Origin of the sequence: Rahnella perminowiae (assembly GCF_019049695.1) — a bacterium.
In the GTDB taxonomy this organism is placed as follows: Bacteria; Pseudomonadota; Gammaproteobacteria; order Enterobacterales; family Enterobacteriaceae; genus Rahnella; species Rahnella perminowiae.
In genome coordinates this window covers 21145-47377 of the sequence record NZ_JAFMOT010000168.1, presented here as the reverse complement: position 1 = coordinate 47377, position 26233 = coordinate 21145, and the positions used below count along the sequence as shown (strand labels likewise).

Below are 26233 nucleotides of genomic sequence, written 5' to 3'. Positions count from 1 at the left end.
TACGGCATCAGCGAACTCACCTGCCCGCCAGCCGTGGTATCCCTCCTTGTGCATCATGCTACGCCCTCTTTCAACGTCGTCCGCGGGTTGCGCATCGTAATGCATCCCGGATGCACACCGAGTCCCATTGAGGCGTCAATAACGGCGCCATGCATGATGACAGCGGCGTCTGTCGTCAGCCACCACAGAATATCGGCGATTTCATCGGGGCGTATGAGCCGCCCCTTCGGGAGTTGAGCAATAAGTTCATCCGCTGATGCAGACGATAGAGGATCCAGCGTGCTTTGACGGAACATCGGCGTGTCAACAGCCCCGGGACAAACACAAAATACCTCGACGGGATCATGAACAAGTTCCGCCGCCCATTGCCTTGTCAGGAAGGCGATTGCCGCTTTGGTCATGCCGTCTGTATCCCTAAACCCCGGAAAGGCTGCTATTCCACCATCAACGCTTGAGAGCATGAGGATTTTCCCGTAGCCGCGTTTCAACATCCCTGGGAGAAACTGCCTGGTGAGCCAAAGTGGCCCCAGACAGTTGACTTGCGTGAATAATGCGTCCTGCTGATGCCGTTCTTCTATGCCAGCAAGCTCTACGGTTTTGGTTCCTAAAGCCGCGTTGTTTACAAGGATGTCGATTTCTGCGGGAATAGCGTCAACAAGCTGCAAAAGGCTTTCCCAACTGCCCTGATCGTAAGGTAAAGCTTGGGGGGGAATAGAAACAAGGGAAGACAAGGCGTTAATAAGTTCAAGCGCCCGATCCTCACCCCGATGATAGGTAAACCACACCTGATCACCTCTGCTGGCGAAGGCCCGGACTGTTGCAGCACCAATACCGCTGGAACCACCCGTAATTAAAATATTCCGGCTTTTTCCCGGCGTTGACGTTTCCGCATTCATCAGTTCAACTCCTCACAGCATAAAGTATCCGTTCTAATCAATGAAGCCTGATATTATTGTTTTGTATCTCTATCACCTGAGAAACTATTATGATTTATCGGGTTCAGCGTTTTTAACGCGGCATCAGACTCTAAAATAACCTGACTATCCCTTTAATATCAATTGAGTAGTTATGTTACAGTTTAATAAACTGGGTGGTTAATTATATTTTCTGTAAAAGAGTTACCGGTGTTAGACGACCTGAAAAAGAATTATTAAAGTGCGGGTTAATTAAATCTATATATAAGCGTAGAGTAATCACGAAAATACGCAAGAATTATGCTTATTTATGCAGATGTTCTGTGCATCGCTATGATTTAATATATAAATATCAGATATTGACCCGGGGATTTAACAGTACAGGTTGTTCTAAGACGGCAGGTACTGCGCAGAAAAAGTCTCTTTGTATAGAATAATTTCCGTCTTCCAGGTAGCCCGGCAACATCCCTGTTATCGGCTGCCGTTATTGTCTGTCACCCGCTGCGCGGGCTGTCACACCGGTCAGCATCTGCGGACCGGTGATAGTCAATCATATGCAGAACGGCGGTGATCAGAAATTATATTGCACACCAATGCGGAAACGGGTCTGACGTTCATCCGTCGTTTTACGCACGGAAACATCACCAACCTGTACGTAAGGTGTCCATTGTTTATTTATATTATAAGCCACTTTCAAATCCTGCTCATAATCCCACTTATCATTATCATACAGGATCTGATCACTGTGTTTATAAATATAGTTATATTCAAACCGCCAGTCGGCAATTTTATAACCCAGCCAGATTTCACCGCGGTTTGTTTTGCGATCTTCGGTGTTTTCTTTGGTATAACGGGTATACTCGTAGCGGTAACGCGCATTGAAATAAACGCCGCTGTCAAATGTATATCCGGCGGTTAAGAAGGGTTTATAAATACTGCTGTCAGAACTGGATTCCAGCGTAAATCCGGGTTGAATAAACACGGCCGGCGTGACTTTGTACTGATAGCTGATGGTGCTTTCCGTGCCGTTATCAACCAGATTATTAAAGGGTTTATTTTCATTATCCCCGCCTGATTTCCATTTGGCTTCCAGCGAGAACCCGAACCCGTTGGCGAAGCGGTGCGAAACCATCGCCCTGTCTTTATGTTGTTTACTGTCATCGAGCCATTCATGACGAAGGTCAATAGTGACGGCCTGGCTGCTGGCACTGGCCAGCAGTAAGCCGCAGATCATCAGTCTGCTATTTTTCATTTTTATAAATCCCAGAGATATTGAGTAGTGTTATTTTAAGTTAAAGGTTCACTCTTAATGACGCTGCTTTATTTGTTTTTCAAAAAGTCAGCGTAATTAAATCCACCGTCAGAAAGACGGGTTATCGGATCCGGTAGCCGCAGGGAAATATAATCTCCCGGTATAATTTCCTGATGTTTTATATTCACCGTTTTATGATCAGTGTAAAAATAACTACTGTCATCCACATTGCCGGTGACGGCATCGTCATACTTCCCTGCCGTGGTTCGCAGCGAAATGTTGTCCCTGAAGGTGCCCTGCTTGTCAGCCGTGGTGTACGGTGATGGCCGGAACAGGAAATTGAAGCGTTTGTTATCGACAGCGCGGTTATGTCCGATAACCAGCGCGCCCGGATTGAAGTTGTCGGTAAAACCGTCCATACCGTTGCCAACTGCAACGTTGTGGCGCACCACATGGCCGACCGGTAACCCTTCGCCACCCAGTTTGAAACCATTGCTGCCATTGTTCACCGACAAGCTGTTCTCAATCGTCACACTGCCGTTCGGGCCGTCTTCGATTTTGTTGAACAGGTCGAAACCGTCGTCGATGTTGTCGTGGGAATAACAATTGATCAGACGGTTGCCCTCGCCCACGCGCATTTTGACGGCAAATCCGTCGGCGTTTTTGCGCCCCGGATCCTGATTTCCCCAGGATTCAGAATTGCTGATGAGATTGTGGCTGGCCCACAGAGCCCGCCCGATGCCGTCCGGCGATGCCACCCAGATGCCGGTATCATCGGCATGATGCGCCTTAATGCGGTCGAGATGGTTATAGCTTCCGGCAACATGAAAACTTTTTTGCGTGACGGTAATCCCCTGAATATTCCAGTAGCTGGCATTCAGTTTCAGGCCATTAAACACCACGTTGTCGCCTTGCGTACGCAGCGTTTTCCGGTGGGTGTCGGTGCCGCTGGCGGTGGCCGGGATCACGCTTGCCGGGTAGTCACCCTCACTCAGCCAGAGCGTGCCGCCCGGTGCTAAAAGATTTACCGCACTGTCAAAATCCAGCGGATGTTCAGCCGAACCGTCATTATCTGCCGTACCAGCCGGAGAAACATACAACTCGTCAGGATTGCTGACCAGCGCCATACGCACCGGGAATTCCTGTGTCACTTGTTTACCGTCCGCCGGTATGTAGGTGATCTTGAGCATCGTTACCGGTTGTTCAGCATGTAGCGGAACCGTCACCACTTCACCACCGCGCACCGCTTTTTGCGGCAACAACGGTTTGTCATTCTGTTCAATCTTAACCCGTCCGTCGCCGTTAGTGCGTAACTGGAACACACTGTCGCGGCGGGCAATGAGCGGCGATGACATCACCTCAATACGCGCATTCAGTGACGGCGTCACATATGGCGCAGAGGGCTGTATATGCGCCTCGCTGAGCGTGAGTCGGGCATGATCTACCGTAATTTTCGCATTCCGCGAGGCGAAGAAACCGACGTAATATCCGGCTTTGTCCAGTTGTGTCACGCTGTCTGCATGCTGCACGGATTTGCTGACCCACTGATCGCTGCCCTGTGGCGCATAAGCGACAATGAAACCGTTGTCCGTGCGGGTCAGTCGCAGCGAGAAACGGGCAGGTGTACTCAGCGGATGATAACTTTCTCGCACAATGCCGATGCCGGTATTTCCCCAGGGTTGCTGTACACCCTGCCGGGCAATCAGTGCCAGTACCGGCGGTTTATCGCCAGTGGCCATTATGCTGTTCATCACCATATTTGACGCGGCCGGCAGCTCTTCAATACCCGGTTTAGTCACCGGTTCACGCGGATTGCCCAGAATATCGCGTACCAGTAATCCTGCCCCTTCCTGTCCGGCCGGTTTTGCGCCATTTTCCGGTCCGAACTGATTGAGCGTGATTTCCGCTTCAAGCTGAAAATTCACGTCCGCCGGCAATCGGGTATAGAAATAGGTTAAACCATCGTGGCTGTTACCGACTTTGCCGCCACGGCTTTCAAGGCTGAAAGGCGTACTGAGCAGAGTGCCTGTCGCTGGCACAGGTTTACCGTCTGCCAGTAAAGTTTCATTCATGCCGATTTTCTCCGGCAGAACGTTGGTAGCGAAATTGACGTCAGTTGACTGGCCAAAAGTCGTGCTGTGCCAGACCAGTTTACCGCTGTCTGGCAGTGCGGCAGCCAGACTTTGTGCGCTTATCCCGAGGGCGAGCGCGGTAACAACAAATTTTGATGCCCACATAATCGTTCTTATCCTCAAAACGAAAGGGGTCGCTGGCCGGTGACCCGGCCAGTCGGGAAAGAAAAAAGTAGATTTAAATCAGGAGCTAAGGTTGTTGCGTGGTGCTCACCATCGGTTTGGGTTCAGTGAGTTCAACGGCGGGTGTATCGAAAATTTTGCGGCAAACCACACTGTTGCCCCAGCACTGTTCATACGGATAACCGATCAGTTCTTCCATCACTGCCCGCACTTCCGGTTGTACCTCGCTGATCTGCCCGCCCGCTTTAATACGTGCCACTTCGCCCAGCACCACAAGATGGGTTTTGCGGTTCAGTTTCATCTGATTACTGAACACGATAGCCATCAGCGCCAGCGCAATAACACCGATACAGAACACCAGCGCAATTGCCATCACCGCACTTTCAGGCTGGGTGTGAGATTTAGACTGGAACCCGTAGAAGCTCAGAATGGCGCCCATCACGAAAACAATCACTGAGCGCATCAGCTTGCCGGAGAAAGTCATTGCACCGGCGTAAATCCCCTCGCGGCGACGGCCGGTAAAGGCTTCATCTATATCCGCCAGGAAGGTGTAAACCGTCCACGGAATGTAATATACGCCGCCGGTACCGATACCGAAGATCACGGTGATTGTCAGCATGGCGGCTGTCGCGTACTGCTGCGGCAAATGCAGGAAGTGAAGCAGGCTGTAGCAAGTTACTGAGAAAATTACGATGCCCAGCGCCAGGATGTAAGGCTTGCTGAACCCGTGTTTCACACAGATACCAATAAATATTGCCGTAGAGAACAGTTGCAGCAGTGAGTTCAGGCTGCTCAGACCGGCAACCATCGCCGGGTCATACTGCAGCACGAAAATGATGAAGTAGGTGAAGACGGAAGCGAACAGCCATTCTGCCCCGAAACCACACAGATACATGCCCAGATGCTTGCGGAACACGCGCAGGTGGAATGTTGACTTCATGTCGCGCACCAGCGTCAGCATGGTTTTGCCAAGGGTCATTTTCTTCTCATCGACGGGAGTGGTCTCTTCTGTCGGGCGTTCCCAGGAGGAGAGATACAACATGCCGATGGCGATAAACAGGATCACCCCATACGTCAGGGCGGTGAAGAAGAAGGGCTGCGCGGAGTCCTTACCGTAAATCAGGATGAACTGACCAGGGATGAAGGCCGCAAGGAAGTTAGCGACTTTACCGAAAATAGCTTTATAGCCAGTCAGTTTTGAGCGGGCAGAGAAATCGGTGGTCATTTCTGTCGCGAGCGTTTCATACGGCACCATCACCGAGGTGTAGATCAGCTCGAACATGACGTAAGTGGACAGGTAATACCAGAATCCGAAACCTTCTACCCACAGCAGCGGATAGAACATCATCAGCGGCACGCCCAGTAAAATGAAGAAGCGGCGGCGGCCAAAGCGTTTACCAAGCCGCGTTTTGCCAAAGTTATCCGAGAGATAGCCCATCAGCGGGTTACTGATGGCATCAATGATGCTGGCGACGGAGAAGATCGCCGAAGCCTGTAACAGCGTCAGGCCGCAAAACGTGGTGTAGAAATACAGCAGCCAGATCCCGGCGATGGCCAGTGCGCCGCTGCCCAACAGATTTCCACCGCCGTACGCCAGCTGATGTTTAAATAAAATAGGTTTTTCTGTGTTCATACGTTATCCGCCCAGAGAGGTTTTTATAAAATGAACCGTTGTTTCGTTTTTATAGAGATGACGTTTTATATAGGCGGGATGAATGAATAGATGTGAATAACATCACATTTAAATCAGCAGGGGGCAGTTGGCGATAAGATTTTGCGATACGTGTAACATTCCTCGCCATCAAAAATACACAATTGGCGAGATACTTCGAAGTGCATTAGTTTTAAACAAAATAATTAACTGACTATTACTTTATGAAACTGACACTTAACCTCTGCGGTAATGTGACATCAGGGGTGAAATTTTCAGTGAAGGTGATGCATAAACGCTGGAAATACGGAGGAAAAGGCCGGTCCCTGGCCCCGGAGCTTGCTACAGCGGGTAATTTACCGTGAAGTCTGAGGTCAGGCTTTCAGTAACGACGCTGTGCTCTCATGTAATTCATCGAGCAAGGTATAACGCTTGCGGTACTCAGAACGTTTCTTACTGGCAATCTCTTCCATGGGCTTGCGCGGCAGTTCCAGCGGTACCTGATATAAAGCTGAAGATGCGGGCGTGGCGCTGATGGAATCCCAGAATTCGTTATAACTGGCGACGAACACATTTTTCTTGCGGTGACGGTAGCGCAGACTGCGGAACACATGGCCGGTGTCGCTGACCGCAAGAATACGCTGTACACCGGTTTCGGCGGCGACACGTTGCAGGCTTTCCAGAAGCAGTCGCTTCGGGAACAATCCGTAACAGGATTTGGTCGCCTGTTTAATCACTTCATGCGCCGTAGAACGATGCGCCCCCTGAAATCCGCCGATAATCAATGTCGCCCCTTCCGGGCGTTGCACAATGCTGAACGTCAGGGCCGCAAGCAGGATGTCCTCCATATAAAGGAACATATTGGCTTCGCCTTCGCGCTCAGATTTGCCGATGGAACCGAGTACCACACGGAAAGCTTCGCCGTCTTTGCCCGTGAACCGGGTGATGGTATTGCCACCCGCACTCAGAAAGGTCTTGCGCAGGCGGGTGTTTTCCAGGTTTTTGACGAATTCGTAGTGATCAACCAGTGCGTCAGCACGCCCGGCAGAATGTAAACCGAGATGCAGGTACGGTTTGTGAATTTTACTCGGGAGTTTGGTCTGCACAGAAAAGGCTTCCTGCCAGACTGCTTCCGCCGCCATTTTGTTCAGCACTTTCAGGGTATCGAGCGGATGCAGCAAGGTGCGCACGGCGTACTTGACCCGGAACATCCGGTCGCGCCACAGGTTGTCCGGTACGCACGCCCCGCTCAGAAGATCGATAAACAAACTGAGTCCGCTGGTTTTTTTTAAGGATGGTTCAACGGGAAACGTTTCGCTGTGGGATTCGGTTTCATTGAGAGGAATGTGTTCCATGATCTATTTCCGATGCCTGAAATAATCACGGTATCACCGGGTTTTTAAACACCTTTACAACGCGGTTTTAAAGAGAAGCGAGGTAGTAGCAATAAGTGCAGGTTGTTTAGCTGTCGTTTACATTATCCTGACATTATCCCTTCTGCCTCTTCATCCGAAGATCATCCCCCCTCTTTGCAGCACATTTTCCGCTCAGAAAGACTTTGCGGCTGAGTTAAGCGTTGAATAATCATTCATTTGAATGATGAGTTTTCGGTTTTGAGACCTCGCGCAGGCATTGTGAGCCCGTTTTTGTTTTACTCAGAGATGTGGGTAAATGTTACGAAAATGAATTCGTAATAAACATTCAGCGGTTCGTGTAAGGAAACTTTGATGAAAATTATTACTACTTTTTGCCTCGCCAGCTTTTTTTCTGTCAGCTCGTTTGCCCTGACCGGCAATGATGCAACCACCAAACCAGACCTTTACTACTTAAAAAATGATCAGGCGATTAACAGCCTGGCGCTGCTGCCGCCGCCACCTGCGGTGGGCAGTATCGCTTTCCTAAACGATCAGGCCATGTATGAACAGGGACGTCTGCTGCGCTCAACTGAACGTGGCAAACTGGCTGCCGAAGATGCCAACCTGAGTGCCGGTGGCGTCGCGAACGCTTTCTCGGGCGCATTCGGTTCGCCGATCACCGCTAAAGACACACCGGAATTGCACAAACTGCTGACCAATATGATTGAAGATGCAGGTGACCTTGCGACACGTTCTGCTAAAGAAAAGTACATGCGCATCCGCCCGTTTGCCTTCTATGGTGTGCCGACCTGTAATACCACTGAGCAGGATAAGCTGTCTAAAAACGGTTCGTATCCTTCCGGGCACACTTCTATTGGCTGGGCTACGGCGCTGGTACTCACAGAAATTAACCCGCAGCGCCAGGATCAAATCCTGCAACGTGGTTTCGATTTAGGACAAAGCCGTGTGATTTGTGGCTACCACTGGCAAAGTGATGTCGATGCGGCCCGTATCGTGGGCTCCGCTGTGGTCGCTACCTTGCATACGAATTCGGCTTTCCAGCAACAGTTGCAAAAAGCCAAAGAAGAGTTTGCGAAACAGCATCCGTAAATATTGCTGGCCTCCCCGGCCTGGTCTTCGTAAAAGTCGGGGAGTCTGTAATGCCACATTTCTCATTGATACTAAATTTCTGAAAATTGCTTTTTTGCAACGGTCACTAATTGTTAACTCCCCTTCGCAGGCATAACGTCACTCCTCATTTTAAAAAGGAGTTTCATTATGGCTAACTCCGCATATCTCTGGCTATACGATGCAAATGGCGCACTACTTTATGGCGGTTCTGAGGTTTTAAGCCGTGAAGGCGCGATCGAGATCCAAAGCTTCACGCATGGTCTTTCCGTACCCTTCGATGGCAATACCGGTCGGCTGACATCTACCCGTATTCATCAAACCATGGGACTTGTAAAAGAGTTCGATAAATCACTCCCTACCTATACCGTGCCGTCGCCACCAGCGAAAAGCTGCAAAAGGCGGTGATTAAATGGTATCGCATTAATGCGGCTGGTATGGAGGAAGAGTTTTTGAATATGACAATGGAAGGCGTGCGTATACTTAACATCAATCCTCATATGCACAATTTCAAACACGCTGACGGACAGGCCAGTATGCCCACGGAGTCCATTGGCCTTGGGTATCAGAAAATTACATGGTTGTACCTAGACGGACATATCAGTTTTACCGATCAGTGGAACTCCAGCATTTACGCATAAACGGGGACAGGGATGATTTCATGCAAAGTGGATTTTAATCGTCTTTATGAGGGCGGAAAAATTGCAAAACTTTATTGTGCTGGTGTGGGGATCTTCCCTGTATTTTCAGGCTTATTCCCGCATACAAACAGAATAGGTTGTGGAGGTAATGAAAATGGGCCAATTCCGACGGGTAAATACTGGATTGTTGACCGCCCCAGAGGGGGAGTGAGGTCGAGATTAAAGGAGTACGAAAAGCATATTCGCACAGGTAATGATTACTCATCTTGGTTTGCTCTGTATCGCCAAGATGGTTTGATTGATGATTCAACTTATATCGGCGAGACCTTGCGCAAAAGTTTCCGTTTGCATCCATTGCGTCCGGATGGTACCGGCGTATCAGATGGGTGTTTAACATTCATGTATCATGCGGATTTTGACACGCTCAGAAGCGCGTTGTTGAATTCGCACACTAGAGACATCCCAATCATACATCTTAAGGCATATGGAGAAATCGAAGTTACGGGGGATATGAATGCGCCATGCCTTATTCTGTAAGATAGCAGTGCGGCTGGCGCTTTTTATTTTTATAGATTACTACCTGCTGTCGCCCTTCCCCGGCTGGCTGATTGATTATGAATACATCAAATCGATAGCCATCGCGGATTATTTTGATCAACTGATGAAACCAGATTACGGAGCCCCCCCATGGCCTGGACTGCAGGATGATATTTTTGTCGTGTTGCTCTCCGTCACAGGATTAATCCCAACCTTGTTGATAATGGTTATGATTGAGACAATTGTGAAGGCAGGCATTAAGGTCATTAAACGTAAAAATATAAAGTAAACCCGGCTGATGCCGGGTTTTTCTGTTCAGGGAATTAAAGACCCCGATGCCTTATTATTCTCAACAAACTCAAACGCCAGACGCAGTTGTTCGGCGTTGGGGTTTCCCGGCAGCAGATGAATGGATTCTCCGGGCTGGAGGGTGCGTTCAATCAGACGGGAAAGCTGTTTCTCATCATGAATATCCACCTGCAATTGCGCCAGACTGACCGGCAGATCTAATACCTTGTACAGCGCGGTTAACTGCTGCACCACTTCCGGCTGGTTGAGTAGCGCGCTTTGTACCAGGATGCCGTAAGCGACTTTAGTGCCGTGCAGAAACGCGTCAGTTTGTGGCAACGCAGTCAGGCCGTTATGTACCGAATGTGCTGCTGCGATGCGCGTATAGCGGTCGCCCAGGCCGCCCACCAATCCGCCACCCGCAATGATGGCATCGAGCACATTGAGGAACGGTGGCGTCAGTTGGCTATCGTCTTGTGCCTGTAAGGCCGCTTCGCTTTCATTAAGCAACACGTCGCGGATAGTCAGCGCGGTATTCAGACCAAGCTGTACGGTTAACGGCAGTTTTTCCAGCTGCGGACTGAGCACCACCGCTTCATACCATTTCGCCAGCGTATCGCCTATCCCAGCCAGCAGATATTCTTTCGGCGCCCGCAAAATGATACGCGGCTCGACCAGCACCAGATGGTTGGCATCATTGAAAATTTCGTAACGCAGCGCCTGACCTTCATCGTTATACCACACTGACAACGGCGTCCATGCCGCACAGGTCGCTGCAATCGTCGGGATCGCCACCACCGGCAAGCCGAGCCGGCGCGCCACAACTTTGGCGGTATCCAGTACTGCGCCGCCGCCGATGCCGATCACCACCTGACGGTCATTGCCGCCGGTATCCGCAATACGCTGTACTTCGGTTTCGCTGCAATGCGCCTTGAACAACACGTGTTTCGCCTGTGAGGCGGTAAAGGCTTCCGGCAGGAAATCCTGAGCGGCGGTTAAGGCGCGCTCACCGTAAATCCACAGTGCCTTGTCCAGTTGTTCCGGCGAATAAAACTGCGCCAGCCGGTCTATGGCGCCGGGGAAAGAAAAGTAGTTGGCGGGGCCGGGCACCACGCGAATATCAGTATCACTCATGGGAAATCCTTAATTTAGAGGCTGTTAACATCCTACGCCCGGCCATCCGGATGGCTAATACTCTTTGGCATTAACTTATGCCTTTTCGTTCGTTGCCATTCATTCCCGGGTCATTAAAACTCGGGTAATCAATTCATTAACTCACTATAAAAGCCTGAATAAGGGCTGTCATGAATTGTCCTCCCGTTTAAATGATGATTAACCACACAGGGTAATAACCATGAAACTGTTCTCCGCGTCGTTACTGGCGTTAAGTCTGTTCTCCGTTTTTCCTTCTTTTGCGGCAGAAACCGCGCCGGTACCGAAAGCTATCGCCGATCACCAGGGGCCGGTGCGCATTGCCGTGATCCGCAATTTAGGGTCTGACGATAACACTACGCAGTTTTTGTCCGGTGTTATTCAGGAAGGCCGCAAGCTGGGCTTCCAGGTCAGTACTTTCCTCAGTAATGGTGACGATGCGAAATTTCAGGACTTCGTGAATCAGGCCATCAGTCAGAAATACGACGGCATTATTTTGTCACAGGGGCGCGACCCGTATTCCACCGATTTGCTGAAACGCATTACGGCCAGCGGCATCGCGGTATCCGTGTTTGATACCGCCGTGAACGGTAATATTCCCGGTGTGACCGTGACCCAACAGGATGACGCCTCGCTCACCGATCTTTCTGTCGGGCAACTGGTGAAAGATTTCAACGGCAAAGCCAATATCGTCAAACTGTGGGTGGCCGGTTTCCCGCCGATGGAACGTCGTCAGGATGCCTATAAAAAAGTATTAGCCGCCCATCCTGGCATTCATGAGCTGGAATCTGTCGGTGCTGTGTCGTCGGATGTTCAGGGCGATACCGCCAATAAAATCGGCGCGCTGCTGGCGAAATACCCGAAAGGGAAAATCGACGCGATCTGGGGAACCTGGGATGCCTTTAGTCAGGGCGCATATAAAGCCTTACAGGAGAATGGCCGCACTGAAATCAAACTCTACAGTATCGATATTTCCAATCAGGATATCGGCCTGATGCGCGCGGCCAACAGCCCGTGGAAACTGAGCGTGGCGGTGGATCCGAAACTGATCGGCGCGATAAACCTGCGTCTGGTTGCCAACAAGATTGCCGGTGAGAAAACCCCTGAGACGTATGAATTCAAAGCGGCGGCTATCCCGCAGGCATTGCTGACAAGCAACCCTGATGCTGTGAACGTGGCATCGCTGGCGAAAGTGATCCCCGGCTGGGGCAAATCTGATGATTTCATCGCGCCGTGGTTCGCCACTCTTGAAGCGCAGCACAAAAAATAAGGCCGGATGATGACAATGCAATCTCTCCCGACGCCGGAATACAGTCGTAATATGCGGCTGATCGGCCACAGCGATCAGGGTGGAAAACCCGATGGCGTCCAGGTAATGGTTCATCGCGGTTACGCCTATATCGGCCACATGGTCTCGCAGGGTTTCTCCATTGTGGATGTGCGGGACCCGAAAAAACCGCGCTCCGCCGGTTTTGTCCCTGCGCCGCCGGGCACCTGGAATGTGCATTTACAGGCACATGACGATTTGCTGCTGGTGATCAATGCCCGCGATTTGTTCGCGGATGTCCGCTTTGCCGATGAAAAGGTTTATTACACACGTTCCGTCAGCGAAACGGTTCAGGGTACGCAACAGCGTGGCTGGAGTGCCGGTGTGCGTATCTTTGATATTTCGGTGCCCGATCAGCCAAAAGAAATCAGCTTTCTCGGTCTGGATGGCATCGGTGTACACCGCATCTGGTATGTCGGCGGGCGCTGGGCGTACGTTTCAGCCCTGATTGATGGCTACAGTGATTACATCTTCCTGACTATCGATCTGGCTGACCCGCGTAATCCGCAGGTCGCCGGGCGCTGGTGGTTGCCGGGCATGCATACCGCAGGCGGTGAAACGCCGGACTGGCCGGAAGGTAAACGTTATGCGCTGCACCATGCCATTATCAGCGGAGATATAGCCTACGCCAGCTGGCGTGACGGTGGCCTGACGTTGCTGGATATCAAAGACCGCAGCGCGCCGCAGCTGATTTCGCATCGCAACTGGAGCCCGCCCTTTGGCGGCGGCACGCATACCGCGCTGCCGTTGCCGGACCGGGATTTGCTGGTCGTACTCGACGAAGCGGTGCTGGATAATCAGGAAGATGGCGAAAAGCTGATCTGGCTGTTTGACGTGCGCGAGCCGTCGAATCCGGTGAGTATTTCGACCTTCCCGCAGCCCGGAGAACGGGATTATGTCAGCAAAGGCGCGCATTTCGGACCGCATAATCTGCATGAAAACCGGCCGGGCAGCTTTATCAGTTCAACGCTGATTTTCGCGACCTACCAGAATGCGGGTGTACGTGCGTACGACATCAGCAATCCGTACCAGCCGAAAGAAACCGGTGCGCTGGTGCCTGCTGCGCCCGCCACCATGATGGATAAACGGCCTGGCAGGCCGCAGGTGATTCAGTCCTGCGACGTGTTTGTCGATGCGCAGGGGATTATCTACAGCACCGACTATAACGGCGGATTATCCATTATCGAATACCTCGGTTGATCCCCTGCCCGCGCCGGAACTTATCGGGTTTCAGGCGCGGGCGTTTTTGTTTTTCCCGTCACTGACTTTCCGGGGCTGAGGACCAGCCACACCGCCACGCAAATCAGAATGCCGCCCGCGAAAAAACCTTCCGATAGCTTTTCATTAAGCAGCAGATAACCCCACAGAATACCGAACGGTGGGATCAGAAAAGTCACCGTCATGCTGCGCAGCGGGCCGATATCGGCTATCAGACGGAAATACAAGATGTACGCCCATGCCGTGCAGATAAAACCGACCGCCAGCACACAGAGCCAGACCAGTGGCTGCGCCCAGCTGACCGGCGCTTCGGTTGCTGAGGTATAGAGGAAAAAAGGTAACAGGAACAGCGTCGCGCCGAGCTGACTACCGGTCGCCACCAGTTTGGGATCCAGCCCGCCACGTTCGGTGATCCAGCGGCGTGTCAGGAAACCGGCCACCGCATAACAGCCGGTCGCCACCAGGCAGGCGATGACGCCCGCCAGTAATTGCGGCACCGATTCCGCGCTGCCGGTGGTGGTCAGCAAGGTAATGCCGAACAGGCCAGTCAGCACGCCGAACGCTTTTTTGAGCGTCACGGTTTCATGAAAGAATAAACCGCCAAGCACGACACCCATCAGCGGCGTGGTGGCGTTGAGAATGGCGGAATACCCTGCGGGTAACCAACGTGCTGCCAGACAATACATCAGAAAAGGCAGACCGGAGTTGATCACTCCGAGCAGCAGCGAGCGGCCAAATTTATGCTGATAATTACGCGGCGTTCTCATGACCGCCAGGATCACTACCAGCCCGACAAACCCGAACAGTACCCGCAGAAACGCCGTATTGATGGCGCCGAACGCCGGGGCCGCCACCCGCATAAACAGAAAACTGCCACCCCAGATCGCCGCCAGCAGTAGCAGTCGGCAATAATCCCCACTTTTCATTCACATCCCCTATTGAATATTGTCTGATGTCTTGTTTTATTGATGCAGGCGAACAACTAAAACGTGTTAATCAGTGTAGTGAATGTTCAGCCCGAAAAACCCTCTTTTTCTTGCTTTGTTATTCAGGAAACTTGCCAGTGAATGCCGTTAAAAAACTAACGTCACCCCAGGGAATGAAATGATAGTGATATCTGGAGGGGGAAAAGCACACCTGAGGATAATTCCTGATGACGGATTTCTTACAAGCTGATTTTGACGTGCGTCTGGAATGGGGGGCGCAGGCGGTGGAGCATCTGGCGGCTAAGGCCGATTGTATTGTGATTATTGATGTGATGTCGTTTTCTACCTGCGTGAGTGTAGCGAATGAACGCGGTGGTGTGATATTCCCCTATCCATGGAAGGACGCCAGCGCGCAGCAATATGCTGCTGAGCGAAATGCACAGTGTGCGCAGTTTGACCGGCGTTTTCAGGGGCCGGGTTTTACCCTTTCGCCCTGCTCCCTTCAGGAGATGGCTACCGGAACGCGGCTGGTATTACCCTCGCCGAACGGATCGGCGCTGACGTTTAAAGCCAAAATACACAATGCGGCGATTTTCACCGCCTGCCTGCGCAATCTCAACGCGACTGCGCATGCCTGCGAAAAATATCAGCGCATTCTGGTGATCCCCGCCGGTGAAAAATGGCCGGACAACAGTCTTCGTCCGGCGCTTGAAGATCTGGTCGCTGCAGGGGGATTGATTTCACGTTTACAAAATCATCGGTGGTCAGCAGAAGCCCGCGCGGCAAAGGCGGTTTATCAAAACCTCACGCTGGAAGAACTTGCTGATTGCGGCTCCGCACGTGAACTCATACGACGAGATTTTTCTGCCGATGTCACGCTGTGTCTGCAGGAAGATGTCAGTGATTTCGCCTGTCAGTTACAGGGGGAGTTTTTTACTGCGGTCAGCTAAGCGTAAAAATCGCTCTTTTTGATCCTCCGTTGATCTATAACCCGGCTAAAGGTGTGTGATAGGTTTAATACTTATCATCTATCTTTTGCTGTGCCTTGCAGCGAGTGGTTTTTTTCCGGGACAGAACATAATGAGCCACAGTAAACCGGATGTGTCAGAGCATCCGCAGGAAGCGTCCGGCGTTAATTCCGGGATCTCCGTTATTGCTTTATTGGTTGCCGCCGCCTTTTTCATGGAGTTTATCGACGGTACGGTGATTGCCACGGCACTGCCGCAAATGGCGATTTCCTTCGGGGTGTCTGCTGTTGATCTCAACGCCGGGATGAGTGCCTATATGCTCACGCTGGCAGTGCTGATCCCCGCCAGCGGCTGGGCGGCGGAACGTTTTGGCGCCCGCAATGTTTTCACGTTTGCCCTCGCCGTCTTTACGCTGGCCTCGCTGTTTTGTGCCATGGCAAGCAGCGTCAGTGAATTCATCATTCTGCGTATTATTCAGGGGATCGGCGGTGCGCTGATGGTGCCTGTCGGGCGTCTTACGGTGCTGAAAACGACGCCGAAACCGCAGCTTATTAAAGCTATCGCTACCCTGACCTGGCCTGCGCTGGTGGCACCGATCCTCGGGCCGCCGCTTGGCGGATTTATCACTCATTACGCCTCATGGCACTGGATTTTCTATATCAATGTGCCGCTTGGGATTATCGCGATGATGCTGGCGTGGCGTCTGTTCCCGCAGGCGCCTTCCGCTGAGCCGAAGCATTTCGACAAGTCGGGGTTTGTGCTGACCGGGCTGGCGATGCTTTCGCTGGTGACTGGTCTGGAGCTGATCAGTCAGGACCACATTTTATGGACTGTTGCCATACTGTTGCTGGCGGCAGGTGTGGTGCTTTCGGTGCTGGCTATCCGGCATCTTTACCGCGCCCCCGCGCCGATGGTACACCTCGGGGCGATAGTCATTCCGACGTTTCGTATCTGTATGGGCGGCGGTTCGCTGTTTCGTGTGACCATCAGCGCCGTGCCTTTCCTGCTGCCGCTGATGTTGCAGGTCGGGTTTGGCATGGACCCCTTCCATGCTGGTTTGCTGGTGCTGGCGGTATTTGCCGGTAATCTGGCGATGAAACCGGCCACTACGCCGCTGATCCGTCGTTTTGGCTTCCGGCCGGTGCTGGTGATTAATGGCCTGCTGAGCGTTTTCTCCCTGTTGTTCTGTGCGTTCCTGACGCGGGGTACGCCGGACTGGCTGGTGATGTTATTGTTATTTCTCGGCGGCCTGAGCCGTTCGATGCAGTTTACCGGCATCAGCACGCTGGCGTTTTCCGATGTGCCTGCGAAACAAATGGCTGATGCCAACACCCTGTTCAGCACGGTGCTGCAACTGTCTGTCGGGCTTGGCATCACCGCCGGGGCGCTGGGCACACGTCTTGGTGAGCAACTGACCGGTCTGATGCACTGGGACGATATTCCGGGCATGAGTTTTAAAATTTCCTTTGTGGTTATTGCCGTGCTGACGCTGATTGGCTGGCTGGATATGCTGCGGCTTAAACCTGACGCGGGTTCATCCGTTTCAGGCAAAAAATGAACCGTTGCTCTATGATAACGTGTGTTAATTACCCCCTTTGGGAGAAACCGATGTTCACAGGATTAAGTGCTTTTCCTATTACACCGCTGACTGAAAAAGGTATTGATGAGAAATCCTTTGTCAGGCTGATGGAGCGCCTGGTTGCCGCCGGTGTGGATTCGATCGGTGCGCTCGGCTCGACGGGCAGTTATGCCTATCTGAAGCACAGTGAGCGCGACCGTGTTGCGCGGCTGGCGGTGGAACACGCCGGGGGTATTCCTGTGATGGTCAGTATCGGTTCAGTGCGCACTTCTGATGTGCTGCATCTGGCAGAAGATGCCCAGCGGGCCGGCGTCAGCGCGGTGCTACTGGCGCCGGTGTCGTATCAGAAACTCACCAGCGATGAAGTATTTACCTTGTATGAGACTGTCACCCGCCATCTTTCGGTGCCATTGTGTGTTTATGATAATCCGGGAACGACGAATTTCGATTTCACCGACGAGCTGTATGCGCGCATCGCACAATTACCGCATGTTGCCAGCATCAAAATTCCCGGACTTTCAGCCGATCCGCTCACCACGCGCCAACGCCTCGAACAACTGCGTCCGCTTGTTCCTTCTCATGTGACGCTTGGTGCCGCAGGCGATCTGGCGGCAGCTACTGTACTGACGCAAGGCGGTGATGTCTGGTATTCCGTGATTGCCGGATTGTTCCCGGAAATTCCGCTGGCGATCACCCGTGCGGCGCAAAAAGGCGATGCCCGGACGGCACAGGCATTGTCGGCACAGCTGGAACCACTCTGGGCATTATTCCGCCAGCACGGCAGCCTGCGCGTTGTCGCTGCCGCAGCGGAAATTCTGGGTATTGTTGCCGCACCCTGCCTGCCGTTACCGCTGCAGTCTCTGGCCGGTGATGACCGGCAACATCTGGCCACTGTTCTTGAACAGCTGGATTTGCGCGCCTGATCCGGATGGCGGGGGCCCCTCCCGCCGTCATTTCCTTTTCCCGTCCCCACGCCATAAACAGCCACGCTTTTTGTCGCTTATTCCCCCGTTTGATTTCGCTTAAATCGCTTATGGTGTCAGCATCATGAACCTTTTCTGCCCGTGCGCTGATGCAGGGCAAAACCCATAAAGGCTATTCAGGCGTGGCAAAATCATTTTTACGCAGTGGCAGTCTCAATGACATCCTTGCGCTGGGCGAAAACGGACAACCGGTTTACGCATCAGCTCTGCAATTACGCGAAACCTTACGTCTGCGTAAACAACCTGTCATTGCTGACTGTCTGGCGATCCCGCAGCTTAACGAGGCCGGTGACCGCCTCGACTGGTACTCCCCCCGTGAAGGCAAAGTTGTTTCCTGGGCCGCAGCCACCGATGCCGCGCGTGCGTCGGCGTTGCGCCAGCTGGAAAACTGTCTCGACAGCGTGTCACAAATCAGCAAAGCAGCAAAATCTTCCGAAAAATCAGCCACACAGTTTTTTGGCGCGTTACTGGAAAAAGCCTTTCGTTTTCCGGATCAAAACCATGTGTACCTGGTCGGCGGCCAGCCGGTGCTGACATTCTGGGGCTTCGTTAGCCTCGAGAGCACCAGTAACCCTGATGCTTTCGCCGCATTGCGTAATACGCTGAAAGCTGATGAACCTCTGCCGACGCTGTCGCTGGCAGCAGAAAAAATCAAAGCGCCGGAACCGGTGGTTGAAAAGCCTGAACCCGTTCGTGTGATCAAAACTATTGAAGCCCGTGCGGCTGAGCAGGAAAGTACAACGCCGGAGCCGGTCGCCGCGCCGCGCCGTAAAAAATCGCCACTTATCTGGGCACTGCCGGTCGCTGCGCTGGTTGTTGCCGCTTCTGCCGCAGGCTGGTTATATTCCCGCGCGCCTGCACCAAAAGTTGAAACCGTGAAGAACGAAGTGCCGGAACCGGCGGCTGCGGAACCGGCGGTGATCGCCCCGCCGCCGGTGACTGAGTCAGTGAAAGCGCCTGAAGTGAAAGCGCCGGCACCGTCGTCGCTTCCGGTTGCTCCGGCTGCGGTGGTGGTGCCTTCCCCTGCGCCGGTTGCGGAAGTGGAAAAAACGCCGGTTGCCGCTGACCCCGCAGCGCCTGTGCCGGTCAGCAAAAATGCTCTGGTGATGCCGCCCGACGCGGTAAAAATCGGCTCGACCAAGTTCCTCAACGGTAACTGGAATGTGGTGGTCGATATCAAAGATCCGGTTACCGGTAAGCCGCCGGTGCTGCGTTATCAGTTCAAACAGGGTCAGGGTACAGTGAAAATTACTTACGGTGCAGGCGTGACCTGCCGCGCGGCGGTGAATGCCGGGCTGATGCAATCAGGGAATCTGGTGATTAACAGCCGTTACAGAGCGAAATGCAGCGACGGCTCCCGTTATCAGATGCCGGAAATCAGTTGTACTCAGGGCGCGACTGGCGCTGCCGTGTGTCAGGGCCGTTATACCGGCGACACGGTTTACCCAATGACCATCAAGCGCGAAGGTAAATAACAGCATGCTGGCAACCATTACAGATTTTAAGCAAAAGATTACCCTGATCCGGGACAGCGGCATTCAGTTTCTCGACTTCGCGCTGAAGCCGGTATGGGATGACGGCCTGCCTGCTAAATTTGTGCGCAAGAGCGCCAACGGCCCGTTATTGCGCCTGGATTATAATCCGCAAAACGGTCGTCACTTTTTACCGGGGCTGGAGGGCGGCGCGCCGGAAGTGGTGCGTCCTGAGTTCAGTTTTCCACTGGAACAGTCGCTCAAATTGCTCGACCAGATCTGGCTGCCATTGCCGTTTCTGCGCTTCAATCCGCCGCGCACTTTTATGGCTGGCCCGGATAACTGGGCGCGGGTGCAAATCCGTGAGCTTGATACACCGGAAGCTGATGGCAGCACACACCGCGTGGTGATTGCCTTTGATACCCGCGTGGCGGAAGGCGATAGCGAACAAACTCAGCTGGCACCGACGCCGGATGATGTGAAAAATGGCATCAGTTTTGCGCTGGCGTGGCATAACGAAGAACTGCCTGATTTCCTCGATCAGACCTGGGTGGACGGCTGGTTACGGGAAGTATTCACCGAGCAGTCGGCTGTGCGTGAAGAGCGGGAAGCGCGCAATATTAAAGTCGCCCTGCGTGAATTCGAATATCAGGCGCATTACCTGAATCTGCTGGAAATGCTCGGCACTCAGCTCAGCATTCCTGAGCTCAAGATCAACGGCGCGACCTTGCAGGAACCGGCGATCAACGTCGATCTGATTCTGGATGTCGGTAATTCGCATACCTGCGGCATTCTGGTGGAAGACCATGTGGGTGAAACCGATGGCCTGAAGCAGACCAGCGAACTGCAACTGCGCGACCTCTCAGAACCGCATTTTCTCTATAACGAGCTGTTCGAAAGCCGGGTCGAATTTGCCCATGCGCGCTTTGGTAAACCGAACTTCTCCGTCGAAAGCGGCCGTGATGATGCTTTTATCTGGCCGTCAATTTTACGCGCCGGACGGGAAGCCAGTCGTCTGGCACTGCTGCGCGAAGGCACGGAAGGATCGACCGGGATTTCCAGTCCGCGCCGCTATTTATGGGATGAAGACAGCTATACGCCGGGCTGGCGTTTCAGTCAGGGTGGCCACGGTGCGGTGACCGAGCCGGTCGCGGCGGCCATGCCACTGACATTCCTGATCAATGACGACGGTCAGCCGCTGTCTGATTTGCCTGCAGAAGATCGCCTGCCGGTATTTTCCGCGCATTACAGCCGAAGCTCGGTGATGACGCTGATGTTGTCTGAACTGCTGGCGCAGGCGCTGATGCAAATCAATAGCCCGGCTCAGCGCACCCGTATGTTGCGTTCTTCCGCGCCGCGTCAGTTGCGCAATATTATTCTGACATTGCCCTCAGCGATGCCGAAACCGGAGCGTGAAATTTTCCGCCGCCGTATGCAGGAAGCCATCGGGTTGGTGTGGAAATCTATGGGCTGGCACCCGTCTGACGACGCGTTTAAAAGCCAGACTGACAAAGCCAAAAGCAGCATGCCGGTGCCGGACGTCCAGATGGAATGGGACGAAGCGACCTGCGGGCAAATGGTGTATCTCTACAACGAAACACAGGTGAATTTCGGTGGTCATACCGGCGAGTTTTTTGCCAGCATGGCGCGCCCTGACCGCGAACTGGCCGACGATGAGCCCGAGGGCAAAACGCTGCGTATTGCTTCGATTGATATCGGCGGCGGGACGACCGATCTGGCCATCACGCAATACTGGCTCGACGACGGGATGGGCAATAACGTCAAAATTACCCCGCGTCTGCTGTTTCGCGAAGGTTTTAAAGTGGCAGGTGACGATATTCTGCTGGATATCATTCAGCTCTATATATTACCTGCCTTACATGCGGCGCTGAAAAAAGCCGGTCTGGCCAGTCCTGATGGTCTGATGACGCGCCTGTTTGGCAGCGAGGGTCGCATGGATGGCCATGCCACCTTGCGTCAGCAAAGTACGCTGCAAATCTTTATTCCGCTGGCGCGGTCAGTGCTGGAAGTTTATGAACGCTTTGATCCGCTGGATACACATGCAGAAATTGATGCGCCCTTCGGTGAACTGCTGGAGCAGGCACCGACGCTGAAAATGCTGGATTATCTGCATACCGAAATCCAGCGTGTTCTGCCTGCCGGTTCGGCGGTGTTCGACATTTTACAGGTGCCACTGGTACTGAAACTGAGCAGACTGCACAGCGAGTTTTTATCTAACCGCATGAGCATTACGCAGAATCTGCGGTCGCTGTGCGAAGTGGTGTCGTTGCATGATTGCGACGTGTTGTTGCTGACCGGCCGCCCTTCACGCTTCCCTGGCATTCAGGCGCTGTTCCGCCATCTGCAACCGTTGCCGATCAACCGCATGCTGTCGCTTGACGGTTATCACACCAGTGGCTGGTATCCGTTTAACAAGCTCGGGCGTATCGACAACCCGAAATCCACCGCAGCCGTTGGCGCCATGCTGTGCCTGCTGGCGCTGGATTTGCGCCTGCCTGGCTTCTATTTCAAAGCCGGTGATTTCCAGCCGTATTCGACTGTACGCTATCTCGGTATGCTCGACGGCAACCAGGTGCTGACCGAAGATAACGTTTGTTACAGCGATATTGATCTGGATGCCCACGATTACAAGCTCGACAGCGCGGCCAGTTTCCGTATTCGCGGTGCCATTTGTCTGGGCTTCCGTCAGTTGGAAAATGACCGCTGGCCCGCCTCGCCGCTGTATACCCTGTCAGTCGCCGAGCCTGAACTGGCGCGGAAAGTAGCCGGAGACAGTGTGCTGCGGGTAAAACTGGCGGTAAAAAAAGGGGAAGACCACCCGACGCCGGAATTTTTTGATATTGCCAGCGCGGTGCTGGATAACGGCACCAAAGTGCCTGCCCATCACCTGCGCCTGCGGCTAAATACACTGGGCGAGAGCCATTATTGGATCGACAGTGGGAGCGTATTCGTCTCATGACAACAAGCACGACAGAAACATATGCCGGTCTGACCACCAACGTGTTGCAACGTCAGTTTGCGGCGGTCTCTGACACCATCGGCGAGGCACTGGATTGGGTCGATGCCACCCGCGCCCAGGCCCCGCGTCTGGATCTGGAAGCCGACCGGCTGAATTTGCAGCTGATACGCTGCCGCGAGAAAGCCCAACGTCTGGCGCTGGCCTGTGAGTTACCGCCGGCGCTGGGTTTTTACGGTCACTCTCAGGCCGGGAAATCGTATCTGATTTGTTCGCTGGCCGCCGGTAACTACGGGCGGCTGGAAACCCGTCTCGGAGGCGTCACGCTCGATTATCTGACGCAGATTAATCCCGGGAACCGCGTGGCACGTTTCGCCACCCGGTTTACCCGCCAGGCCGACGTCCGGGATCGCGCATTTCCGGTACGTGTGCTGCTGATTAATGAAGCCGATCTTGCCCGCATCGTGATCCGTGCTTTCCGGCCTGACAGCCATTATCACGTGGCGGACACGCAACAAATCACTGAACATCTTAGTAAACTGATGATGCATCGCCAGCCGGAGCCGGTAGACGGTTTTACCAGCGAACAGATGATGGGATTATGGGATTCTATGATTCGCCTTGATCCGCGCCGCTTCCGCCATCTGAATGCGCATTACTGGCCGGTGGCAGTCAAGCTCGCGCCTTATCTGAACATCGATGATCGTGCCCGTCTGTTCTCCCTGTTGTGGGGTAATCAACCGGCGCTGACGGCGGCCTACCGCCATTACGCCCACACGCTGCAACATCTGAGCGGTGCGGAAAGCCTGCTGGCGCCGCTGAGTATTCTGGTTGATGAGGCCATGCAACCGGCGGAAGGCATATTCAGCCAGTCGCCGGGTTGGGATATTCAGATCCCGGTTTGCCCGCAGTTCGGTGATGACAGCGCGCCTTCTGTGACGTTGTCACTGGGTGAACTGACCATGCTCGCCTCTGAAGTGCAAATTCCCCTGCTTTCACCTCCGCGCGAAGTGCTGTTCGAACAGATCGATTTACTGGATCTGCCCGGTCATGGCGCTCTGACGGATGAAAGCGGTGATGATGAAAATTCCGCCCTGTTCCGCGCAAAAATTTCTTACCTGCCGGAGCGCTATACCGATCGTCACGAAATGAACATGCTGATGGTCTGCACGGCTGCTGACGTACGTGATGATGTGGCAGCCGTGGGCCGCACACTGGAACACTGGGTTAAGGAAATGCACGGTGAAAACACGCAGGTGCGTGGCCGACGTAAACCGGGGCTGGTGTGGGTATTAACCCCCTTCGATCGCCGCGTGAGCGGATCAGCGCATTTCGACGAGGCCGTTCAGCGCCATGTGGGCAATCCGGGTGATGCCTGGGGCGCACTGCTGGCCATGGATGATCGTGGTCTGCAACGTATGGCCGACTATCTTGTGGCAGAAATTCGCCCGGAAATCCGGCTGAACCGCCTGAACGAAATGCGTGATGAGCTGCGCCGTGAACTGGCGGATAATCTGCTTGGACGCTGGTACCAGGCGGGTGATGCGGCTGATCCGGCGCAAAAACAACGTACAGTTCAGACCGTGATTAAGGCGCTGCAAACCCGCACGGGCGTTCACGGTGAGTTGCTGGAAAAACTGCTGCCCGGCCGCGATGAACTGCACCGTATTTATCATGAGCATGCCGGTCTGCCAACTGAAACGGGTGAGCAGGATGAGTCTGGCGCGGAAAGTTTTGGTATCGGTATTGATATCGATTTATTTGCCGAGCCGCAGGATGTGCAGATCTGGCAGGAAAAACCGGACGACGGCACGGCGTTTGCGCGCCTTGTACAGCGTTACTGGATTAACCATCTGCGTAGCTTACCGGAAAACGAACCGCTGATCGCCCTGCTTGGCGTGGCTAAACCGACCGTCGAGTTGCTGATGGAGGAGCTGATTACCGCCAGTTTCCGTCTGAACATGGGCGAGGCGCTGGTGCGTTCACTCGGCGGTGCGTTATCAGCGGGGGCACGGGAACATGAACATCATGCAGATCGTCAGGTTTCACGTGCCCTGACGGTATTGGGTGATTTTGTGGCCTGGCTGGGCTTTGAGAAACAAGCGGAAGCCGAACGCCCGGAAAGCCGTATCAATAAAGGCAATAAGATTTTTGCCAAGCCAAAGAAAAGTGTTGCCAGCTGGAAGTCATCCCGGCGTCTGACAAAACTTTCGGCCACGCCGACCAATACCACAGCATTTTACATCTACGACTGGCTGGTGGGCCTGCAGGAAAGCATCATGCGAAACGCCGGTTATGCCGCAGGCGGGGAGATCCCGGCGCAGCAGCGTAAAGGTCTGGAGCGATTGCTCAGAACCCTGGCAGCCAACTGCTGAGAGAAATAACCGGAACGGCAAAAATGCTGTTCCGGTTTTTTTTACGGGTATCGCATGGACTAAAACAGAGGCATAACCGCAGCGTGAGTCACACAAATTGGTCATAATCCGTCTATACATAGTGGGGTAAAGAAATATCATTCACCGCTTTGTGTCCCGCACAGAGCAGAAACGGAGTCCATTATGACTGATATCACTGCGTTGTTAGGCAAAGAAGCCGATTCACTTCTTCAGCATCAATGTTCCACCATCACTTCAGACCAGCTGTACCTGCCGGGTGCCGATTTTGTTGACCGTGTGATGATCGACAATAACCGTTCTCCGCGCGTACTGGCTGCGATGCAAAATTTGTATAACACCGGGCGGTTAGCCGGTACCGGTTATCTGTCGATTCTCCCGGTTGATCAGGGTGTAGAACACTCCGCCGGTGCCTCGTTTGCTGCGAATCCGCTGTATTTCGATCCTAAAAATATTGTTGAGTTGGCGATCGAAGCAGGATGTAACTGTGTGGCGTCGACTTACGGTGTGCTGGCCTCCGTTTCGCGCCGCTACGCGCATAAAATCCCGTTCCTGGTCAAACTCAATCACAATGAAACCCTGAGTTATCCAACGCAATATGACCAGACGCTGTATGCCAGTGTGGAACAGGCGTTTAATCTTGGTGCGCAGGCTGTGGGGGCGACCATTTATTTTGGCTCAGAAGCATCTCGTCGCCAGATAGAAGAAATTTCAGCAGCCTTTGAGCGCGCGCATGAACTGGGTATGGTGACAGTTTTATGGGCGTATCTGCGCAATCCCGCATTTGTGAAGGACGGCATGGATTATCACTCCAGCGCCGACTTAACCGGCCAGGCGAACCATCTCGCTGCGACCATTGGCGCAGATATCGTGAAACAGAAAATGGCGGAAAATAACGGCGGTTACAAAGCGGTTAAATTCGGCTATACCGATGAGCGGGTTTACTCCAAACTGACGACGGCTCACCCGATTGATCTGGTGCGTTATCAGTTAGCGAACTGCTATATGGGACGCGCCGGATTGATTAACTCCGGTGGTGCGGCAGGCGAAAATGATATTCAGGAATCTGTGCGCACGGCGGTTATCAATAAACGTGCTGGCGGGATGGGGTTGATTCTGGGGCGTAAAGCTTTTAAGAAATCAATGAAAGACGGTGTGAGTTTGATTAACGCCGTTCAGGATGTGTACTTAGACAAGAAAGTCACTATCGCCTGAGG

At 53.2% G+C, this 26233-nt stretch carries 19 protein-coding genes and 1 pseudogene; 13 read left to right on the top strand and 7 right to left on the bottom strand.

Annotation, left to right across the window (positions count from 1 at the left end; translation table 11 throughout):
- Positions 1-53: 53 nt before the first annotated feature.
- The 5 genes from J1781_RS08605 to J1781_RS08585 form a co-directional block, all read right to left on the bottom strand.
- Positions 54-896 (bottom strand): SDR family NAD(P)-dependent oxidoreductase, encoded by an 843-nt coding sequence (locus tag J1781_RS08605; RefSeq protein ID WP_129953573.1) that lies wholly within the window; start codon positions 894-896, stop codon positions 54-56.
- 589 nt (positions 897-1485) lie between these two features.
- Positions 1486-2166, bottom strand: a complete 681-nt coding sequence (locus J1781_RS08600) for an oligogalacturonate-specific porin KdgM family protein (protein ID WP_129953572.1) — start codon at positions 2164-2166, stop codon at positions 1486-1488.
- Positions 2167-2234: 68 nt separating this feature from the next.
- Positions 2235-4403 (bottom strand): right-handed parallel beta-helix repeat-containing protein, encoded by a 2169-nt coding sequence (locus J1781_RS08595; protein WP_217233444.1) that lies wholly within the window; start codon positions 4401-4403, stop codon positions 2235-2237.
- Between the two features lie 85 nt (positions 4404-4488).
- On the bottom strand, positions 4489-6054 hold the full coding sequence (locus tag J1781_RS08590; RefSeq protein WP_129991006.1) for an MFS transporter: 1566 nt from the start codon (positions 6052-6054) through the stop codon (positions 4489-4491).
- A gap of 392 nt (positions 6055-6446) precedes the next feature.
- On the bottom strand, positions 6447-7427 hold the full coding sequence (locus J1781_RS08585) for a VirK/YbjX family protein (RefSeq protein WP_217233443.1): 981 nt from the start codon (positions 7425-7427) through the stop codon (positions 6447-6449).
- A 372-nt stretch (positions 7428-7799) separates the two neighbouring features.
- Here J1781_RS08585 and phoC point away from each other — a divergent pair, with 372 nt between their 5' ends.
- The 4 genes and pseudogenes from phoC to J1781_RS08565 all read left to right on the top strand — a co-directional run bounded on the left by phoC (position 7800) and on the right by J1781_RS08565 (position 10022).
- Positions 7800-8537: an acid phosphatase PhoC gene (phoC, locus tag J1781_RS08580; RefSeq protein WP_129953568.1), complete on the top strand. Its 738-nt coding sequence runs from the start codon at positions 7800-7802 to the stop codon at positions 8535-8537.
- Between the two features lie 168 nt (positions 8538-8705).
- Positions 8706-9196, top strand: a pseudogene (locus tag J1781_RS08575) (Hcp family type VI secretion system effector).
- Between the two features lie 12 nt (positions 9197-9208).
- Positions 9209-9733 carry a DUF2778 domain-containing protein gene (locus J1781_RS08570; RefSeq protein WP_129953567.1) on the top strand — a complete coding sequence of 175 codons (525 nt, stop codon included), beginning with the start codon at positions 9209-9211 and terminating at the stop codon, positions 9731-9733.
- On the top strand, positions 9711-10022 hold the full coding sequence (locus J1781_RS08565; RefSeq protein ID WP_217233442.1) for a hypothetical protein: 312 nt from the start codon (positions 9711-9713) through the stop codon (positions 10020-10022). Before J1781_RS08570 ends, J1781_RS08565 begins: the two co-directional genes overlap by 23 nt.
- A gap of 26 nt (positions 10023-10048) precedes the next feature.
- Here the strand turns inward: J1781_RS08565 and J1781_RS08560 are convergent, their stop codons facing one another.
- Positions 10049-11155 carry an oxidoreductase gene (locus J1781_RS08560; protein ID WP_217233441.1) on the bottom strand — a complete coding sequence of 369 codons (1107 nt, stop codon included), beginning with the start codon at positions 11153-11155 and terminating at the stop codon, positions 10049-10051.
- Between the two features lie 220 nt (positions 11156-11375).
- On the opposite strand from J1781_RS08560, the gene J1781_RS08555 reads away from it, so the two are divergent.
- On the top strand, positions 11376-12443 hold the full coding sequence (locus J1781_RS08555) for a sugar ABC transporter substrate-binding protein (RefSeq protein WP_129991010.1): 1068 nt from the start codon (positions 11376-11378) through the stop codon (positions 12441-12443).
- A gap of 9 nt (positions 12444-12452) precedes the next feature.
- On the top strand, positions 12453-13700 hold the full coding sequence (locus tag J1781_RS08550; RefSeq protein ID WP_217219509.1) for an LVIVD repeat-containing protein: 1248 nt from the start codon (positions 12453-12455) through the stop codon (positions 13698-13700).
- A gap of 20 nt (positions 13701-13720) precedes the next feature.
- On the opposite strand, the gene J1781_RS08545 is transcribed toward J1781_RS08550, so the two are convergent.
- Positions 13721-14644 carry a DMT family transporter gene (locus tag J1781_RS08545; protein WP_129953563.1) on the bottom strand — a complete coding sequence of 308 codons (924 nt, stop codon included), beginning with the start codon at positions 14642-14644 and terminating at the stop codon, positions 13721-13723.
- Positions 14645-14871: 227 nt separating this feature from the next.
- On the opposite strand from J1781_RS08545, the gene J1781_RS08540 reads away from it, so the two are divergent.
- The 7 genes from J1781_RS08540 (at position 14872) to fbaB (ending at position 26231) form a co-directional block, all read left to right on the top strand.
- Entirely contained in the window at positions 14872-15594 is a 723-nt protein-coding gene (locus J1781_RS08540; RefSeq protein ID WP_217233440.1) for a 2-phosphosulfolactate phosphatase, read from the top strand.
- 130 nt (positions 15595-15724) lie between these two features.
- Positions 15725-17170: an MFS transporter gene (locus tag J1781_RS08535; protein ID WP_217233439.1), complete on the top strand. Its 1446-nt coding sequence runs from the start codon at positions 15725-15727 to the stop codon at positions 17168-17170.
- A 50-nt stretch (positions 17171-17220) separates the two neighbouring features.
- Positions 17221-18114 carry a dihydrodipicolinate synthase family protein gene (locus J1781_RS08530; protein ID WP_217233438.1) on the top strand — a complete coding sequence of 298 codons (894 nt, stop codon included), beginning with the start codon at positions 17221-17223 and terminating at the stop codon, positions 18112-18114.
- A gap of 182 nt (positions 18115-18296) precedes the next feature.
- Positions 18297-19649, top strand: a complete 1353-nt coding sequence (locus J1781_RS08525; RefSeq protein ID WP_217233437.1) for an SrfA family protein — start codon at positions 18297-18299, stop codon at positions 19647-19649.
- Positions 19650-19653: 4 nt separating this feature from the next.
- Complete coding sequence (locus tag J1781_RS08520) at positions 19654-22626, top strand: virulence factor SrfB (RefSeq protein WP_217233436.1); 2973 nt, start codon at positions 19654-19656, stop codon at positions 22624-22626.
- Positions 22623-24998, top strand: a complete 2376-nt coding sequence (locus tag J1781_RS08515) for a virulence factor SrfC family protein (RefSeq protein ID WP_217138907.1) — start codon at positions 22623-22625, stop codon at positions 24996-24998. Before J1781_RS08520 ends, J1781_RS08515 begins: the two co-directional genes overlap by 4 nt.
- A gap of 183 nt (positions 24999-25181) precedes the next feature.
- The gene (fbaB, locus tag J1781_RS08510; RefSeq protein ID WP_129991015.1) at positions 25182-26231 is read left to right on the top strand and encodes a class I fructose-bisphosphate aldolase; all 1050 of its coding nucleotides are present in this window, start codon (positions 25182-25184) and stop codon (positions 26229-26231) included.
- The last annotated feature ends 2 nt before the right edge of the window (positions 26232-26233 follow it).